13 protein-coding genes and 2 pseudogenes are annotated in these 16,504 nt (G+C 71.8%); 11 read left to right on the forward strand and 4 right to left on the reverse strand.

The genetic code is table 11. The features are described 5' to 3' along the window. Positions 1-102 precede the first annotated feature (102 nt). On the reverse strand, positions 103-444 hold the full coding sequence (trxA, locus tag AC1PME_RS03095) for a thioredoxin TrxA (RefSeq protein WP_254460237.1): 342 nt from the start codon (positions 442-444) through the stop codon (positions 103-105). A 202-nt stretch (positions 445-646) separates the two neighbouring features. Here trxA and rhlB point away from each other — a divergent pair, with 202 nt between their 5' ends. From rhlB to AC1PME_RS03140, 9 genes are all read left to right on the forward strand, one after another. Further along, positions 647-2,404 carry an ATP-dependent RNA helicase RhlB gene (gene rhlB, locus AC1PME_RS03100; RefSeq protein ID WP_481097264.1) on the forward strand — a complete coding sequence of 586 codons (1,758 nt, stop codon included), beginning with the start codon at positions 647-649 and terminating at the stop codon, positions 2,402-2,404. A 73-nt stretch (positions 2,405-2,477) separates the two neighbouring features. Next, a complete protein-coding gene (ftsE, locus tag AC1PME_RS03105; protein WP_242159999.1) occupies positions 2,478-3,164 on the forward strand; it encodes a cell division ATP-binding protein FtsE in 687 nt (228 codons plus the stop codon). After that, a complete protein-coding gene (gene ftsX, locus AC1PME_RS03110; protein WP_481097265.1) occupies positions 3,161-4,105 on the forward strand; it encodes a permease-like cell division protein FtsX in 945 nt (314 codons plus the stop codon). Before ftsE ends, ftsX begins: the two co-directional genes overlap by 4 nt. A 7-nt stretch (positions 4,106-4,112) precedes the next feature. Next, on the forward strand, positions 4,113-4,955 hold the full coding sequence (locus AC1PME_RS03115; protein ID WP_481097266.1) for a response regulator: 843 nt from the start codon (positions 4,113-4,115) through the stop codon (positions 4,953-4,955). A gap of 25 nt (positions 4,956-4,980) precedes the next feature. Beyond that, positions 4,981-5,712 carry a uracil-DNA glycosylase gene (gene ung / locus AC1PME_RS03120; protein WP_254460241.1) on the forward strand — a complete coding sequence of 244 codons (732 nt, stop codon included), beginning with the start codon at positions 4,981-4,983 and terminating at the stop codon, positions 5,710-5,712. Positions 5,713-5,929: 217 nt separating this feature from the next. Then, complete coding sequence (rpoH, locus tag AC1PME_RS03125) at positions 5,930-6,808, forward strand: RNA polymerase sigma factor RpoH (protein ID WP_254460242.1); 879 nt, start codon at positions 5,930-5,932, stop codon at positions 6,806-6,808. Between the two features lie 102 nt (positions 6,809-6,910). Then, positions 6,911-7,423, forward strand: a complete 513-nt coding sequence (locus tag AC1PME_RS03130; protein ID WP_481097267.1) for a hypothetical protein — start codon at positions 6,911-6,913, stop codon at positions 7,421-7,423. 159 nt (positions 7,424-7,582) lie between these two features. Continuing rightward, the gene (locus AC1PME_RS03135; protein WP_481097268.1) at positions 7,583-7,792 is read left to right on the forward strand and encodes a hypothetical protein; all 210 of its coding nucleotides are present in this window, start codon (positions 7,583-7,585) and stop codon (positions 7,790-7,792) included. Between the two features lie 27 nt (positions 7,793-7,819). Continuing rightward, positions 7,820-8,425: a helix-turn-helix domain-containing protein gene (locus AC1PME_RS03140; protein WP_481097269.1), complete on the forward strand. Its 606-nt coding sequence runs from the start codon at positions 7,820-7,822 to the stop codon at positions 8,423-8,425. An 84-nt stretch (positions 8,426-8,509) separates the two neighbouring features. On the opposite strand, the pseudogene AC1PME_RS03145 reads toward AC1PME_RS03140, so the two are convergent. Both AC1PME_RS03145 and AC1PME_RS03150 read right to left on the reverse strand, forming a co-directional pair. Further along, a pseudogene (locus AC1PME_RS03145) lies at positions 8,510-8,764 on the reverse strand (TRIC cation channel family protein); the annotation flags it as partial. 3 nt (positions 8,765-8,767) lie between these two features. After that, positions 8,768-10,063, reverse strand: a complete 1,296-nt coding sequence (locus AC1PME_RS03150; RefSeq protein ID WP_307548380.1) for an NAD(P)/FAD-dependent oxidoreductase — start codon at positions 10,061-10,063, stop codon at positions 8,768-8,770. Between the two features lie 197 nt (positions 10,064-10,260). Between AC1PME_RS03150 and AC1PME_RS03155 the strand changes: the two are divergent. Further along, positions 10,261-11,993, forward strand: a pseudogene (locus AC1PME_RS03155) (VanW family protein). A 343-nt stretch (positions 11,994-12,336) separates the two neighbouring features. Here the strand turns inward: AC1PME_RS03155 and AC1PME_RS03160 are convergent. Next, positions 12,337-14,526, reverse strand: a complete 2,190-nt coding sequence (locus AC1PME_RS03160) for a primosomal protein N' (protein WP_481097270.1) — start codon at positions 14,524-14,526, stop codon at positions 12,337-12,339. Between the two features lie 430 nt (positions 14,527-14,956). On the opposite strand from AC1PME_RS03160, the gene AC1PME_RS03165 reads away from it, so the two are divergent. Then, positions 14,957-16,417 carry a hypothetical protein gene (locus tag AC1PME_RS03165; protein WP_481097271.1) on the forward strand — a complete coding sequence of 487 codons (1,461 nt, stop codon included), beginning with the start codon at positions 14,957-14,959 and terminating at the stop codon, positions 16,415-16,417. Positions 16,418-16,504 lie beyond the last annotated feature (87 nt).

Raw genomic sequence — 16,504 nt, forward strand, 5'->3', positions numbered from 1 at the left:
CGGCAAGCGGGCGTTTGCGGGCGATTCAGCCGGCGGCGGCGCAAGCCCGGCCGGGATGCCGCGGCGCCGCTCCGGTTGCGGAGCGGGCGCCGGCAGCGGACGTCAGGCGGCGCTGCCGCCCAGGGTCTTGTCGATCATCTGGGTCAGCTGGCCCTTGCCGACCGCGCCGATCTGGGTGGCCTGGATCTTGCCGTTCTTGAACAGCAGCAGCATCGGGATCGAGCGCACGTGGTACTTGATCGCGGTGGCGCGGTTCTCGTCCACGTTGACCTTGGCGACCTTGAGGCGGCCGTCGTAGGTGTCGGCGAGGTCGTCCAGCACCGGCGCGATCATCTTGCACGGGCCGCACCACTCGGCCCAGAAGTCCACCAGGACCGGCTCGTCGGACTGCAGCACCGTGGCATCGAAATCGGCGTCGCCGACGTAAAGCACCTTGTCGCTCACTTTGGGGGTTCTCCTGGGCCAATGCGACCGACCGGACCGGGTGGCCGCCGCATTGCGGTAAACTGGGGCATTGCGCGGCGAACTCAAGGGATTCCCCCTGTCGCGCGACCCGGTATGGAAGACGCCAGTGTGCGACGCTGCCGGGACCGATGCAAGCCGCGACCTTACGCTTCGGGCGGGGTGGCCTCACGAAGATGGAATGATGAGCGACAAACCGCTGACCGATGTGACTTTTTCCGCGTTCGACCTGCATCCTGCGCTGCTCGCAGGGCTCGAGGGCGCCGGCTTCACCCGCTGCACCCCGATCCAGGCGCTGACCCTGCCGGTGGCCCTGCCGGGCCGCGACGTGGCCGGCCAGGCCCAGACCGGCACCGGCAAGACCCTGGCGTTCCTGGTGGCGGTGATGAACCGCCTGCTCAGCCGCCCGGCGCTGGCCGACCGCAAGCCGGAGGATCCGCGCGCGCTGATCCTGGCGCCGACCCGCGAACTGGCGATCCAGATCCATAAGGACGCGGTCAAGTTCGGCTCCGAGCTGGGCCTGCGCTTCGCCCTGGTCTACGGCGGCGTGGACTACGACAAGCAGCGCGAACTGCTGCAGCAGGGCGTGGACGTGATCATCGCCACCCCCGGTCGCCTGATCGACTACGTCAAGCAGCACAAGGTGGTGTCGTTGCACGCCTGCGAGATCTGCGTGCTCGACGAAGCCGACCGCATGTTCGACCTGGGCTTCATCAAGGACATCCGCTTCCTGCTGCGGCGCATGCCCGAGCGCGGCACCCGGCAGACCCTGCTGTTCTCGGCCACCCTCAGCCACCGCGTGCTGGAGCTGGCCTACGAGCACATGAACGAGCCGGAAAAGCTCGTGGTCGAGACCGAGAGCATCACCGCCGCGCGCGTGCGCCAGCGCATCTACTTCCCCTCCGACGAGGAGAAGCTGACCCTGCTGCTGGGCCTGCTCTCGCGCAGCGAGGGCGCGCGCACCATGGTGTTCGTCAACACCAAGGCATTCGTCGAGCGGGTGGCGCGGGCGCTGGAGCGCAACGGCTACCGGGTCGGCGTGCTGTCCGGCGACGTGCCGCAGAAGAAGCGCGAGACCCTGCTCAACCGCTTCCAGAAGGGCCAGCTGGAGATCCTGGTGGCCACCGACGTGGCCGCGCGCGGCCTGCACATCGACGGGGTCAAGTACGTCTACAACTACGACCTGCCGTTCGACGCCGAGGACTACGTGCACCGCATCGGCCGCACCGCGCGGCTGGGCGAGGAGGGCGACGCGATCAGCTTCGCCTGCGAGCGCTACGCGATGAGCCTGCCGGACATCGAGGCCTACATCGAACAGAAGATCCCGGTCGAGCCGGTCACCGCCGAATTGCTGGTGGCGTTGCCGCGCACCCCGCGCGCGGCGGTGGAGGGCGAGGCCGCCGAGGCCGACGGCGAGGAGAGCATCGGCGAGATCTTCCGCGAGGCCCGCGCCCAGCGCGAGGCCGACGAGCAGCGTCGCGGCGGTGGCCGCGGCAAGCCCGGCGGCGGCCGCAGCGGCCCGGGCGGCCGTGGCGAGTCGCGCAGCGCCGACGGCAAGCCGCGGCGTCCGCGCACGCCGCGCCCGGCCGACGCCGCGGCTGTTGCCGCGGACGGCACCGCGCCGGCCGCCGCTGCGCCAGCGCCGGCCCCCAAGCCGCCGCGTGCTGCGCCGGCCGAGGGCGCCGCGCCTGCGGTCGAGGGCGAGCGTGCGCCGCGCAAGCGCCGCCGCCGTCGCGGCGGGCGTCCGCTGGAAGGCGCCGAGGGCGTGCAGGCCGGCAACGGCAGCGCCGCGCCGGCGACCGCGGCCCCGGCCCGGCCGGTGCAGGTCGTGGCCACCCCGGTCAAGGCCGCGCGCCAGGCCGAGCGCGGTGCGGCGGCGACCAACGATTCGTTCCTGACCCGCCTGGGCCGCAAGCTGCGCTCGCTGGTCTCCAGCTCCTGATCCGGGCCGGCCGTCCGCCGCGTGCGACGCGCGCGGTGGACGAATACCCGGGCCGCTCCGGCATAATCGCCGGATGAGCGTTCTGCGGTTCGACAATGTCAGCAAACAGTACGCCGGTGGCCACGCGGCGCTGGTGGACGTCAGCTTCGAGGTCGAGGAGGGCGAGATGCTGTTCGTCACCGGCCACTCCGGTGCCGGCAAGAGCACCCTGCTCAAGCTGATCCACCTGAGCGAGCGGCCCTCGCGCGGCGCCGTGCTGTTCGGCGAGCGCAACCTGCTGAAGGTGCGCGGCCGCCGCGTGCCGCTGCACCGGCGCGAGGTCGGCGTGGTCTACCAGGACCACCGCCTGCTCACCGACCGCAGCATCGCCGAGAACGTGGCGTTGCCGCTGATCCTGCGCGGCACCCGCCGTGCCGAGATCGGCAAGCGCGTGCGCTCGGTGCTCGAGCGCATGGGCCTGGGCCACCGCGAGAAGGCATTGCCCTCGCAGCTGTCGGCCGGCGAGCAGCAGCGCGTCGGCATCGCCCGGGCGATGGTCGGCGAGCCGCGGCTGCTGGTCGCCGACGAACCCACCGGCAACCTCGACCCGACCCTGGCCGCCGAGATCATGCAACTGTTCGCCGAACTGCCGGCGCGCGGCACCAGCGTGCTGGTGGTCAGCCACGACCTGGCGTTGCTCAAGCAGATGCGCAAGCGCGTGCTGATCCTGGACCACGGCCGCCTGGTCGACGACATCTCGCCGCAGGACCTGGCCGAATGAGCGCGCGCAATGCCGGCGCCGCGGCGCCCTCGCGGCTGGGCGTGTGGTGGGACCACCACCTGCACAGCATCGTCTACAGCCTCGGCCGCGCCATGCGCAAGCCGTGGGCGACGCTGCTGACCATGGCGGTGATGGCGCTGGCGCTGACCCTGCCGCTGGGCCTGTCGATCGCCCTGGACAACCTCAAGCAGTTCGCCGGCAGCGTGCAGCAGTCGCGCGACATCAACGTGTTCCTGAAGGCCGACGTCGACGCCGCCGCGGCGCAGGCGCTGGCGCAGACCCTGCGCGGCCGTGGCGACGTGGCCGCGGTGACGCTGCGCACGCCCGCCGAGGGCATGGCCGAGCTGCGCGACAGCGCCGGCCTAGGCGAGGCGCTGGATGCGCTGCAGGACAATCCGCTGCCGACGCTGCTGATCGTCACCCCGGCCGCGGCCGACGACACCCCGCTGGCGATCGCGCTGACCGCGCTGCCGCAGGCCGACCTGGTCCAGCACGACGCGCTGTGGCGCAAGCGCCTGGACGGCTGGCTGCATTTCGGCGAACGCCTGGTGCAGGTGCTGTCGCTGCTGCTCGGCGCCGGTGCGGTGCTGGTGGTCGGCAACACCGTGCGCCTGGACATCCAGTCGCGGCGCGAGGAGATCGGCGTGCTGCAACTGCTCGGCGCCAGCGACGGCTTCATCCGCCGCCCGTTCCTGTACCTGGGCGCCTGGTACGGCTTCGGCGCCGGGGTGCTGGCGCTGGGCCTGCTCGCCGCCTCCGGGATGGCCCTGGGCCAGCCGCTGGCGGCGCTGGCCGACAGCTACGGCAGCCATTTCGTGCTGCACGGGCTGGACGCGCTGCACGCCGGGCTGGTGCTGCTCGGCACCCTGCTGCTGGGCTGGCTCGGCGCCTGGCTGGTGACCGGCCACTTCCTGCGCCAGACGCGGCCCACCGACACCTGAGGCGCGCATGGCCGGGCACGAGCTCAAGCATCTGATCAGCGCCGCCCCGCGGGTGATGGTGGTCGATGGCTCCAAGCTGGTGCGCAAGCTGATCGCCGACGTGCTGCACCGCGAACTGCCCGACGTGACCGTGGTTGGCTGTGCCAGCATCGCCGAGGCGCGCGCCGCGCTGGAGGCCGGCCCGGTCGACCTGGTCACCACCTCGCTGGGGCTGCCCGACGGCGACGGCCTGACCCTGGCGCGCAGCGTGCGCGACGCCGTTGGCCAGGTCTATGTGCCGGTGATCGTGGTTTCCGGCGACGCCCAGCAGCACCTGGTCGAGCGCCGTTTCACCGAGTACGTCACCGACTACTTCGACAAGGCGCTCGGCCACGAGGCGCTGGCCACGTTCATCCGCGGCTACGTGCAGCCGCAGCCGGTGGCCGGCGCCACCGTCCTCTATGTCGAGGACAGCCGGGTGGTGGCCGAGGCGACCAAGCGCATGCTCGAACGCCAGCAGCTGCACGTGGTGCACGTGCTCAGCGCCGAGGACGCGTTCGCGCTGCTCACCGCCGAGTCGCTGGGCCGCACCACCCGCCGCATCGACCTGGTGCTGACCGACGTCACCCTCAAGGGCGAACTCAACGGCCGCGACGTGGTCCAGCGCATCCGCGTGGACTTCGCCTACGGCAAGCGGCGCATGCCGGTGCTGGTGATGACCGGCGACAGCAACCCGCACACCCAGTCCGAGCTGCTGCGCGCCGGCGCCAACGATCTGGTGCAGAAACCGATCGAAGAGCGCCTGCTGGTCACCAAGGTGCTGTTCCAGTTGCGCCTGGCCCGGCTCGACGAGATCGCCGTGACCTTCTGAACCCGATGCACCGAGCCTGGACGCAATGAGCAACAACGAAGAAGAGAACCGGATCCAGCTGGAACCGTCGTGGAAGGCGCGGGTCGGCGACTGGCTGCTGCGCCCGGAGATGCGCGAGCTGGCGGCGTTCCTGCGCCAGCGCAAGGCCGCCGGCGCCCGCGTGTTCCCGCCCGGGCGACAGATCTTCGCCGCCTTCGATGCCACCCCGTTCGAACGGGTGGAGGTGGTGATCCTCGGCCAGGACCCGTACCACGGCTACGGCCAGGCGCACGGGCTGTGCTTCTCGGTGCTGCCCGGGGTGCCGGTGCCGCCGTCGCTGCTAAACATCTACAAGGAGATCGAGGACGACCTGGGCATCCGCCGTCCCGACCACGGCTGCCTGCTGCCGTGGGCGCAGCGCGGGGTGCTGCTGCTCAACGCGGTGCTGACGGTGGAGGAAGGCCGCGCCGGCGCGCACCAGGGCAAGGGCTGGGAGGGCTTCACCGACCACGTCGTGGAGACCCTCAACCGCGAGCGCGAGGGCCTGGTGTTCCTGCTCTGGGGCAGCTACGCCCAGGCCAAGGGCAAGGTCATCGACACCCGCCGCCACCGCGTGCTCAAGGCCCCGCACCCCTCGCCGCTGTCGGCGCACCGCGGTTTCCTCGGCTGCAAGCATTTCTCCGCGGCCAACGAGTACCTGCGGCGGCGCGGCGCCACCCCGATCGACTGGAGCCTGCCGCCGCGCGCGGAGCTGGAGGCGGCGCTGCGCGGCGCCTGAACGCCGGTTGGACGGGCGGCGGTGTCACCCGGCATGGACGCCATTTTGGCGAACCGGGTGCTATGTTGGGGGTCAAATCTCGGGATCGCTGCGGATCCTGATTGTTCCGATGGCTTGTGATGCAGTGTCATTCCTGATTCGAATGTTGCATAAACAGAACACAGGAACTTTTTACTGTACCCAGCAGTCCAATTAGTAGACTGCTAAGATGAGCCCTATGAGCCAGACTCTCACTTCCAACGCATTGGTTGCCAACAACCTCCCGATCCCCAGTCCGCTCGGTTCGCTGGATGCCTACATCGGCGCCGTGCACCAGATCCCGGTGCTGACGTCCGACGAGGAACACGCACTGGCGGTGCGGTATCGCGACCAGGCAGACCTGGACGCGGCACGCGAACTGGTCCATTCCCACCTGCGCTTCGTGGTGCACGTGGCCCGCGGCTACAACGGCTACGGCCTGCCGCTGGGCGACCTGATCCAGGAAGGCAACATCGGCCTGATGAAGGCGGTCAAGCGCTTCGACCCGGACATGGGCGTGCGCCTGGTCAGCTTCGCGGTGCACTGGATCCGTGCCGAGATGCACGAGTACATCCTGAAGAACTGGCGCATCGTCAAGGTCGCCACGACCAAGGCGCAGCGCAAGCTGTTCTTCAACCTGCGCAAGTCCAAGACCCGCCTGGGCTGGATGAACGCGGCCGAGGTCACCGCGGTGGCCAAGGACCTCAACGTGTCCGAGCGCGAGGTGCTGGAGATGGAGTCGCGCCTGTCCGGCCGCGACATCGGCTTCGACGCGCCGTCCGACGAGGACGACGACCACGCGCCGCCGTCGCCGGCCGCGTATCTGATGGCCAACGAGGAAGATCCCTCGCAGGCCTACGAGCGCGCCGACAGCGAGGACAACCAGCTGCAGCTGCTGCGCGAAGGCCTGGCGGAACTGGATGCGCGCTCGCGCGACATCATCAAGCGCCGCTGGCTGGATGCCGACAGCAAGATCACCCTGCAGGAGCTGGCCGACGAGTACGGCGTCTCGGCCGAGCGCATCCGCCAGATCGAGGCCAATGCGCTGAAGAAGATGAAGGCGTTGTTCGTGGCGTGATGCCCGTTCCCCGCAAGCGCCCGGACGATCGTGCCGGGAGACAAAAAAACGGCCCGCATGGGCCGTTTTTTTTGGGGGGGCGGCGCGATCCAGGGTCAGTGCATGCAGACCATCATCGGCATGGTGCCGCACATCATGGTCATCGGCATGCCGCAGCCCATCATGCGGTTCATGCTCTCGCAGCACATCTTGAGCATGTCCATGCTCATCATGCCGGTCGGCATCATCATGCAGACCATGCCCCGCGATTCCATCGTGCAGGTCATCTTCGGCATCATCGGCATGCCGCAGCAGGCCATCATCGGCATGTTGCCGCACATCATGCCGCACGGGGTGCCGCAGGCCATCATCGACGTCATCATGTCGCAGCAGTCCTTGAGCATCTCCATCGAGCTGCCTTCGGCCGGCTTCATCACGCACATCATGCCTTCGGCGGTCATGGAGCAATCCATGTGGCACATCATCGGCATCATCGTCGCCATCGGCATCGAGGACATGCCGGGCATCTGCATGGTGTTCATCGGCATCATGTTCATTGCGGTGTTCATGACAGGTCTCCGGTCGGGGGAAGGGCGAAATCGCCTTTCGCTATGGGATCATGCCGATAAGTCATGAGCGTTTCAAGTCAATGATTCCAAAGGAAAAATTTCCGTTATCTTGAACGCGCCTCCGTTTTGTTGGATGCGGTTATATCGCTATGCGCAGCGGTTGTTTCCCTGCCGGCGCACGCGGGCGGCAGAGTGGGGACGTCCATCGCAGCCACCGGTTCGTCCCATGAGTGCTCACGCCATCGCCCCCGTCTACGACGTCGCGGACTACCGCCGCCGCAAGGCGCTGCGCGATTGCGGGCAGGACAGCCGGCGCCGCGCGTTCCTGTGGGTGCATCCGGGCAGCGGCACGGTGCAGGTGGCGGTGTTCCGCCCGGCGCAGCCGAGCGCCGCGGCGGCGCTGCACGGCGTGCGCGTGGCGGGGCGCCGCGGCTGACGGCGGACCTCGCAGCGCGGGGGTGCGATGTCGGCGGTCGATGACGCCAGCCCTGTCGATCCGGGCGACCTGGGCGCCCTGGTCGCGCAGCGCCTGGCGCAACTGCGCAAGCAGCGCCAGTTGTCGCTGGAGGTGCTGGCCAAGGCGTCCGGGGTCAGCCGCGCGATGCTGTGGCAGATCGAACAGGGCCGCAGCGCACCGACCTTGAAGCTGCTGCTGCGGATCGCCGATTCGCTGGAGGTGCCGTTGACCGAACTGCTGCACGGCGACCCCGTGCGGCAGGCGACCGTGCTGCGTGCCTGCGACGCCAAGCAACTGGTTTCGGCCGACGGCGGCTATGTCTCGCGCGCGTTGTTTCCGTTCCTCGGCGCGCATGCGGTGGAGTTCTACGAGATCCGCCTGCTGCCCGGCGCCGTCGAGCGCGCGGCCGCGCATGCGGCCGGCACCGAGGAGAACCTGGTGGTCAACGCCGGCAGCGTGGAGATCGAGGTCGGCGGACAGACCCATGCGCTGCAGGCCGGCGACGCGATCCAGTTCCGCGCCGATCAGGCGCACGCCTACCGCAATCCCGGCGCCACGCCGGCACTGCTGTATCTGGTGATGCGCTATGCCGGCGAACTCAACTACGGTTGAGGCGCACAGGCGTCCCGCGCATCGGCCGGGATGGCGCGTGGCAGTCGCGAAGGCGGTTGGCCGGCCACGCTGCCGGCTGACTCGTGCCGCCGCCGCGTACATGTCGGCCTGCAGCACCACCGGCATGCGCGCCAGCAGCAGGTTGCGGACGATGCCGCCGCCAATGCCGCCGAGCCTGCCCAGCAGGGGCGCGTTGACCGGTCCCAGGCCGAACGCCAGCGCCTTGCCGGTGCCGTAGACCGCGAACAGCGCCAGGCCCATCGCGTCGAAGATCCGCAGCGGATCGCGCAGGCGCTCGACCGTGTGCTGGCGGTCGAAGGCCGGCAGCCCGGCCATGCAGTGTCACCCGTCCGCGGCTGGCGCCGGGTGCTCCTCCGCGGCGGGCGCGTCGCCGAGGATGATCCGCGCGGCGCGCTGATAGCTCCAGTACGCCCAGGCCCAGTTGAGCAGCACCACCACGCGGTTGCGGAAGCCGATCAGGAAGAACACGTGCGCGGCCAGCCAGAACCACCAGGCCAGCACGCCGGAGAGCTGCAGCCGGCCCAGGTGCACGATCGCCGCCATGCGCCCGATGGTGGCCAGGTTGCCGTAGTCGGCATAGCGGAACGGCACGCTGGCGCTGTCGCCGCGCAGCCGCCGGCGCAGGGTCTCGGCGACATGCCGGCCCATCTGCTTGGCGGCCGGTGCCACGCCGGGGACCGGGCGGCCGTCGGCCTGCTGCACCGCGGCCAGATCGCCGGCGACGAACAGCTCCGGATGGCCGGGCACGCTCAGGTCCGGCTGTACCTGCACGCGGCCGCTGCGGTCCAGCGGCGTCTGCAGCGTCTTCGCCAACGGCGAGGCGGCGACGCCGGCGGCCCAGACGACGGTGCGTGCCGGCACGAAGGTGCTGCCGAGGCGGTAGCCGCTGGCGTCGATGTCGGCGACCGGCACCCCGGTCAGCACTTCCACGCCGAGCTTTTCCAACTGCTTCTGCGCCTTGGCCGAGAGGCGTTCGGGGAACGAGGACAGCACCCGCGGGCCGGCCTCGATCAGCCGCACCCGCGCCTCGGCCGGGTCGATGCGGCGGAACTCGTGCTTGAGCGTGTGCCGGGCGATCTCGGCCAGGGTGCCGGCCAGTTCGACGCCGGTGGGGCCGCCGCCGACGATGGCGAAGCTGAGCCAGGCCGCGCGTGCGGCCGGATCGGTTTCGGCTTCGGCGCGCTCGAACGCCAGCAGCAGGTGCCGGCGCAACTGCAAGGCATCGTCCAGGGTCTTCAGCCCCGGCGCGTGCGCGGCCCAGTCGTCGTGGCCGAAATACGCGTGGGTGGCGCCGGTGGCGATCAGCAGGTAGTCGTAGTCCAGGACGTGGCCGTCGGCCAGGCGTACCTGCCGGGCCTGCTTGTCGACGTGGACGACTTCGCCCAGGCGCACTTCGACGTTGTCCTGGCGGCGCAGGATCTGCCGCAGCGGCGCGGCGATGTCCGGCGCCGACAAGCCCGCGGTGGCGACCTGGTACAGCAGCGGCTGGAACAGGTGATGGTTGCGGCGGTCGATCAGGGTGATGCGCAACGGCGTCTTGGCCAGGGCGCGGGTGGCCCACAAGCCGGCGAAGCCGCCGCCGACCACGATCAGGTGCGGCACGCGCGTGTTGTCCATGCAGGACTCCAGAGGGGGAGGGGAGAGGAGGCGTCCGGTATCGGCGTGGCGGCGGTCGCGTCGCGGTCGCGCGGCGCACCGATTCGCCGGAACGCGCGCTGCCAGCGAGGCGCTGCGCGATCGTCGAGGGCCGGACCTGCATGTCCGTATAGTAGCGCGATGCCAAGCGCGGACAGCGACACGGAGGACGCACGGTCATGCCAGCGACAGTGAAGCCGCGCGCGTCGGCGTCGCCGCAGGCGCCGCTGCCGTCGCGTTGGCGCAGCCTGCTGTTCTGGGCCAAGACCCGCGCGCTGCAGTTGCGCCGCGCGCTGCGCGATCTGCGCGATGGACCACGCCGGCATCGCCGCGATGGCGGCCTGGCGATCGTCGATGGCGCGTGCGCCGAATCAGTCACCGCGCTGTGGCCCGCCAGCGAGGAGACCGCGCCGCAGTTGGTGGCCGGCAAGATCCACAACCTGCGCCTGGCCGCGCGTGCGCTGCACGGCGTGGAGGTGCCGGCCGGGGCGACCTTCGGTTTCTGGCGCCAGCTCGGCCGCGCCACCCGTCGCCGCGGTTTCGTCGTCGGCCGCGACTGCGCGAAGGCTGCCTGGTGCCGTCGATCGGCGGCGGCCTGTGCCAGTTGTCCAATGCGATCTACGACGCGGCGCTGCGGCAGGGCCTGGAGATCGTCGAGCGGCATCGCCACAGCCAGGTGATTCCCGGCTCGCTGGCCGAACGCGACCGCGACGCGGTGGTGTTCTGGAACTACGTGGACCTGCGCCTGCGCGCGGCTGCGCCGTGGCGGCTGGAGGTGTGGCTGGACGGCGAGGCGTTGCACGTGCGCATCCGCGGCGGCAGCGCGGTGCCGGCAGCGTTGCCGTTGCCGCCGCCGCAGCGACGCACGGCGCCGGCCAGCGTCGACACCGCCAACGACTGCACCCGCTGCGGCCGCAGCGCCTGCCATCGCCATGTGCCGGCGGTGGCCGACGGCCTGCACCGCACCTGGCTGGTCGACGAGGACTGGCCGGAGTTCGCCGAGGACCGCCGGCGCCGGCAGCAGTCCGGCGATCGCGTGCTGGCGCTGCCGCGCACCAGCGTCGCGGCCTTGCATGCGGCGCTGATGCGGCGCTGGTGGCTGTGGCGCGGCATGCCGCTGCCGCAGGCGCGCCAGCGCGCGCAGCGCATCCGCCTGCAGGCGCTGCGGCGCCGGCTGGGTGCGCGCGACGTCGACCTGGTGGTGCCGCAGAGCCTGTTGCCGGAGCTGTGGATGGCGGGCGAACTGCAGGGCCGGCATTGGGACGTGTGCATGACCGCCTTGCCGATGCACCTGCTGCAGGCGCGCCTGGACGTGGCCGCGCAGCGGCATCCGCACAGTCCCACCCTGCGCGATTTCCGCGCCGATCCGGTGCTGGTCGAGGCCGAGCGCGTGGCGCTGGCGCAGGCGCGGCACTGGATCACGCCGCACCGCGAACTGCTGGCACTGGCCGGCGGTCGCGGTCTCGCACTGGAATGGCAACGGCCGGCGCTCCCGGCGGTCGCGGCGGAGCCTGCGGCCGCCACCACGGATACCGTGCCGCGGGTGCTGTTGGCCGCCTCGGCGCTGGCGCGCAAGGGCGCCTACGAACTGCGCGAGGCACTGCGCGGCCTGCCGGTGCTGTTGCTGCTGCCGCCCGGCGCGCAGGAAACGCCGGACTTCTGGAGCGGCGTCGAGGTGCAGCGGGTCGCCTCGATGGCGGAAGGCGTGCGCGCGGCGACGCTGGTGCTGCTGCCGGCCTGGATCGAACAGCAGCCGCGCGGGCTGTTGCTGGCCCTGGCGTTGGGCAAGCCGGTGATCGCCACCGCCGCCTGCGGCCTGGCCGCGGACGCTGGCGCGTGGCGCTGCGTGGAGGCCGGCGACAGCGCCACGCTGCGCGCACAGTTGGTCGACGCATTGGGACTGGCGGGTTGAGCGAAACACGAGGGCGTTGCGGCCACCTGCAGGACCGGCCTCTGCTTCGCCACGTCGCCGCGCTGTTCGTTCAAAGCGGCTTTCAGACAACCTTGAAGCAACCCCTGCGGCGGGCTGGCAATCCACGCCATTAGCTCCTAGGAGCGGCTTCAGCCGCGACGCGGCGTTACTGGGAAAGCCTGTCGCGGCTGAAGCCGCTCCTGCGGCATCGGATCGCGCGGCATCGGAGCGCGTAGTGGATTGTGGCGACCTGCGGCTCGATCCGTGCGCGGCAGGCACATCACGTGCTCGGCGACGCGTGCCGGTGCTTTAGCAGTTGTCTTGCCGGTGATGCGCGGCCGCCTCAGTAAAGATCCTGCGGATCCACATCCAGCGACCAGCGCACCCGCCGCGCCTGCGGCAGTGCGTGGATCGCCGGCACCGCCGCGTCCAGCAACGCATGCAACGCGCGCCGGGTGCTGGCCGACAGCAGCAACTGGGTGCGCTGGAAGCCGGCGCGGCGCGGCATCGGCGCCGGCATCGGGCCGAAGCGCTGCACCTCGTCCTGCGCCGGCAGCAGCGCGCGCACCGCGGCCAGAAACGCGTTGGCGTGTTCGACCTGCTTGGCCTCGGCGCGCAGCAGCGCCAGGTGCGCGAACGGCGGGAAGCCTGCGGCCTCGCGCTGCTCCAGCTCCGCCGCGGCGAAGGCGTGGTAGCCGCCGTGGACCAGGGTCTGCAGCAGCGGATGCCCGGGGTGGTGGGTCTGCAGCCAGACCTCGCCCGGACGCGCGGCGCGGCCGGCGCGCCCGGCGACCTGGATCAACTGCTGCGCCAGCTTCTCGCTGGCGCGGAAATCGGCCGAAAACAGGCCTTCGTCGATGCCCACCACCACCACCCGGCTCAACTGCGGCAGGTCGTGGCCCTTGGCCAGGATCTGCGTGCCGACCAGGATGCCGGGGGCGCTGCCGAGCGTGGCCAGCTGGGTTTCCAGCGCGTCGCGGCGCTGGGTGGTGCCGCGGTCGATGCGCAGCACCGGGACGTCCGGGAACGCCTGCACCAGGCGTTCCTCCAGGCGTTCGGTGCCGATGCCCTGCGGCTGCAGCGCCAGGCTGCCGCAATCCGGGCAGGCCAGCGGCGCCGGCTGCCGCGCGCCGCAGTGGTGGCATTGCAGGCGCCGGCCGCCGGCATGCACGGTCATCGGCGTGGCGTGCAGCGGGGTGCTGCAGCGCTGGCATGGCGCGGTCCAGCCGCAGTCGTGGCACAACAGCACCGGCGCGTAGCCGCGGCGGTTCTTGAATACGAGGACCTGGCCGCCTTCGGCCAGCGCAGTACCGATCCCGGCCAGCACCTCGGGCGACAGCCCGTCCTGCAGCGGGCGCTTGCGCACGTCGAGTACGCGCACCGTCGGCGGTTTGGCGTCGCCGGCGCGGCGGGTCAGGCGCAGGTGCGCGTAGCGGCCGCCGGCGGCGTTGTGCAGGCTCTCCAGCGAGGGCGTGGCGCTGCCCAGCAGCACCGGCACGTCCAGCGCCTTGCCGCGGACCAGGGCGAAATCGCGGGCGTGGTAGCGGATGCCGTCCTGCTGCTTGTAGCTGCCGTCGTGTTCCTCGTCGACCACGATCAGTCCCGCCCGCGGCAGCGGCACGAACACCGCCGAGCGGGTGCCGACCACCACCTGCGCCTCGCCGCGCCAGGCCGCGGCCCAGACCCGCGCGCGTTCGTTGTCGTTGAGCCCGGAATGCAGCGCATGCACCGGCACGCCGAGACGCGCGCGGAAGCGCGCCAGGGTCTGCGGGGTCAGGCCGATCTCCGGCACCAGCACCAGCGCCTGGCGGCCGCGCGCCAGGCACGCGGCGATCGCCTGCAGGTAGACCTCGGTCTTGCCGCTGCCGGTGACGCCGTCGAGCAGGAACGGGGCGAACCCGGCGGCGGCGACCACCGCGTCGATCGCGGCCTGCTGCTCGGCGTTGGGGATCGGTCCGGGCTGCGGCTGCGGCGCCGTGGCGCTGGCCGGCACTGCGATGCGCTCGGCGTGGCCACGCTTGGCCAGCGCGCGGGCGGCGCTGCGCCAGTCGTCCATCGCCTGGTCCAGCCGGTCCTCGTCCATGGCGCCGTCCGCCAGCAGCGCGGCGAAGCGGTGCGGGCGGGTGCCGGGCCGGGCGCGGTGGCTGGCGCCGGCCTCGGTCAGGCGCCAGGCCCAGGCGTGGGTGTCGGGCAGTGGTTCGCCGCGGCGCAATGGCACCGGCAGCGCCGTGGCCAGCACCTCGCCCAGCGGTGCGTGGCTGTAGCGCGCCAGCCAGCGCAGCGACTCGGCCAGTTCGCCGTGCAGCAGTGGCGCCGGGTCCAGCCAGGCCAGCGCCGCGCGCAGGCCGTCGGCGTCCTCGACCTGGCCGATCGCCGCCACCACGCCGCTCAGTTCGCGGTTGCCGAACGGCACCTGCAGGCGGCGGCCGACGTCGCCGTCGGCGACCGTGCCGCCGGGCGGCGGCAGGTAGTCGAACAGCTGCGGCAGCGGCACGGGCAGGGCGACGCGGAGCGTGGCGGCGGGCGAAGGCATCCGCCTAGTCTAGCGGCCGCCGCAAGCCGGTCCGGGCTGCCGGGAGTTGCATGCGATTGCTGCCCGCAAAGTGATAAACCGGTCGTAAATAGCCGCCCCGCTTGGAGAATCGAATTTATCCACATCTGCTGTGGATAAAGCTGTGCATGACGGGCATGCTCCACGCCGTGAAGACGGAATCACAAGCCTCTGCCACGAGTTGGACAAAAAAGCGCCAATCGCATTTATTCCTTTTAGAACAATCACTTGGCCGTGAAACACAGATGCAACATGGTTTCGCGGGGGCTTGACAAGACCTGTCTCCGGCCAATTCCTGGCGCTGTGCACAACCCGCCGTCGCGGCGGCCGCGGAAGAGCCGATCGGGGCGCTGCTGTCAAGCGCGCGATGTGGCGGCTGCCTCGCTATCATCGCGCCGATGATGGAGTTCCGATGACCGCCACGTCCCCCTCCGACGGCGTGGCCGCACCGCCCGCCCTGGCCGCGTTCCTGCGCGGGATCGAACGCCGTGCGGCGGTCCTGGCCGACCTGCAGAGCGGCCGCCCCGAGCGCGGCATGCCGGCCCTGGCGGCGGCGATGCGGGCGTTCCGCAGCCACGCCGCGGCACTGCCGATGGCCGACTGGCCGCTGCGCTTCTGGAAACTGCTCGGCGCGGTACCGACCCTGCGCCAGGCCGATGCCGCCGACGGCGCATGGCCGGCGCCGCTGGCGCATCTGCGCACCCTGCAGCCGGCCGACCGCCTGGCGCTGTTGCTGCGCATCGTCGCCGGGCTGGACGAGCCGCTCGCCGCGCAGGTGCTGCAGCTGTCCACCGAGGACTATCAGCAGGCGCTGGCGCGGGCCTGCCCGCGCGACGCCGGCGGGCATCCGGACGCGGCGGGCTGGCGGGCGTTGGCCGATGCGGCGCAACAGTGCCTGCGCGACCTGCCGCCGGCGCGGCTGCAGGCGCTGGCGCAGTTGCGCGATGCGGCGGTTGCCGGCGGCCCCGCCGCGGCCGCTGCGCCGACGGCCCCGGCAACATCCGCAACGGCCGACGCCGCCGCGCGTCCGCGCCGCCGCGGCGCGCGGGCGGCCCTGCGCACGCGCCTGGCCGGGGCGGTGATCGCGGTCGTGGTCCTGGCCCTGGCCGGGACCCTGTGGTGGGACCGCCTGCCGTGGCGCCGCTCCCACGCCGCCGCGGCCGGCGGCAACGATGCGAGCCTGGCGCTGGGCGACACCGGCCCGGTGCAGGTGGAAGTGCTGCCGCCGGAATCGGACACCGCCAGCGCGCCGCCGCTGCCGGCCGAACCGCCGGCGCCGCTGCCGGAGCCGGCGATCTACGACCTGGATTTCTACGCGTGGTATGCGGCCGGCGCGCCGCCGCCGCGGATCGAGCGCAGCGCCCCCAGCGCCGCCGACCTGGCCGAGGCCGCCGCAGCGCCGCCGGCCGCCGCCGCGGTTCCGGCGGTCGCGCCCGCGGCGGCGAGCACGCCGCCGGCGCTGACCCCGGCGCAGCTGCGCGCGCGCCAGGCGGCCTGGGACGCACTGCCGGCGGCGGCGCAGGCGCGCCTGCGCCAGGTCGCCATGGCCTTCGCCGGCCTGCCGATCGAGCAGCAGCACAGCCTGCATGCGCAGTTCGCCGAGATGGACGCGCTGGAGCGCCACGGCTGGCTGCTCGGTCCGGAACTGGGTGCCGAGTTCTGGGCGCTGCAGCCGCTGCTGGGCTATGTGCCCGCGGCGCAGCGGCAGGCGTTGCTGGGCCTGCTGCGCAGCCTGCCGGCGGAGCAGCGCGAACATCTGGCGCTGCTGTCGCAACGCACCCCGCCGCAGGACCGTGCCGCGTTGCGCCGCGACCTGCTGGCGCAAGGCGCCGACAGCCGCGGCGCGTGGTTGAAGCAGCGCGCCGCGCGCTGAGTCGCGCGCGGGGCGCCTGGCTTTCTCGGGTCGCCGCAACCGGCTGCGGCGACCGCCTTCCAGCAGCCGTCCGCCGCAGCGGGTAGA

It is taken from the genome of Xanthomonas sp. NCPPB 901 (assembly GCF_056725085.1).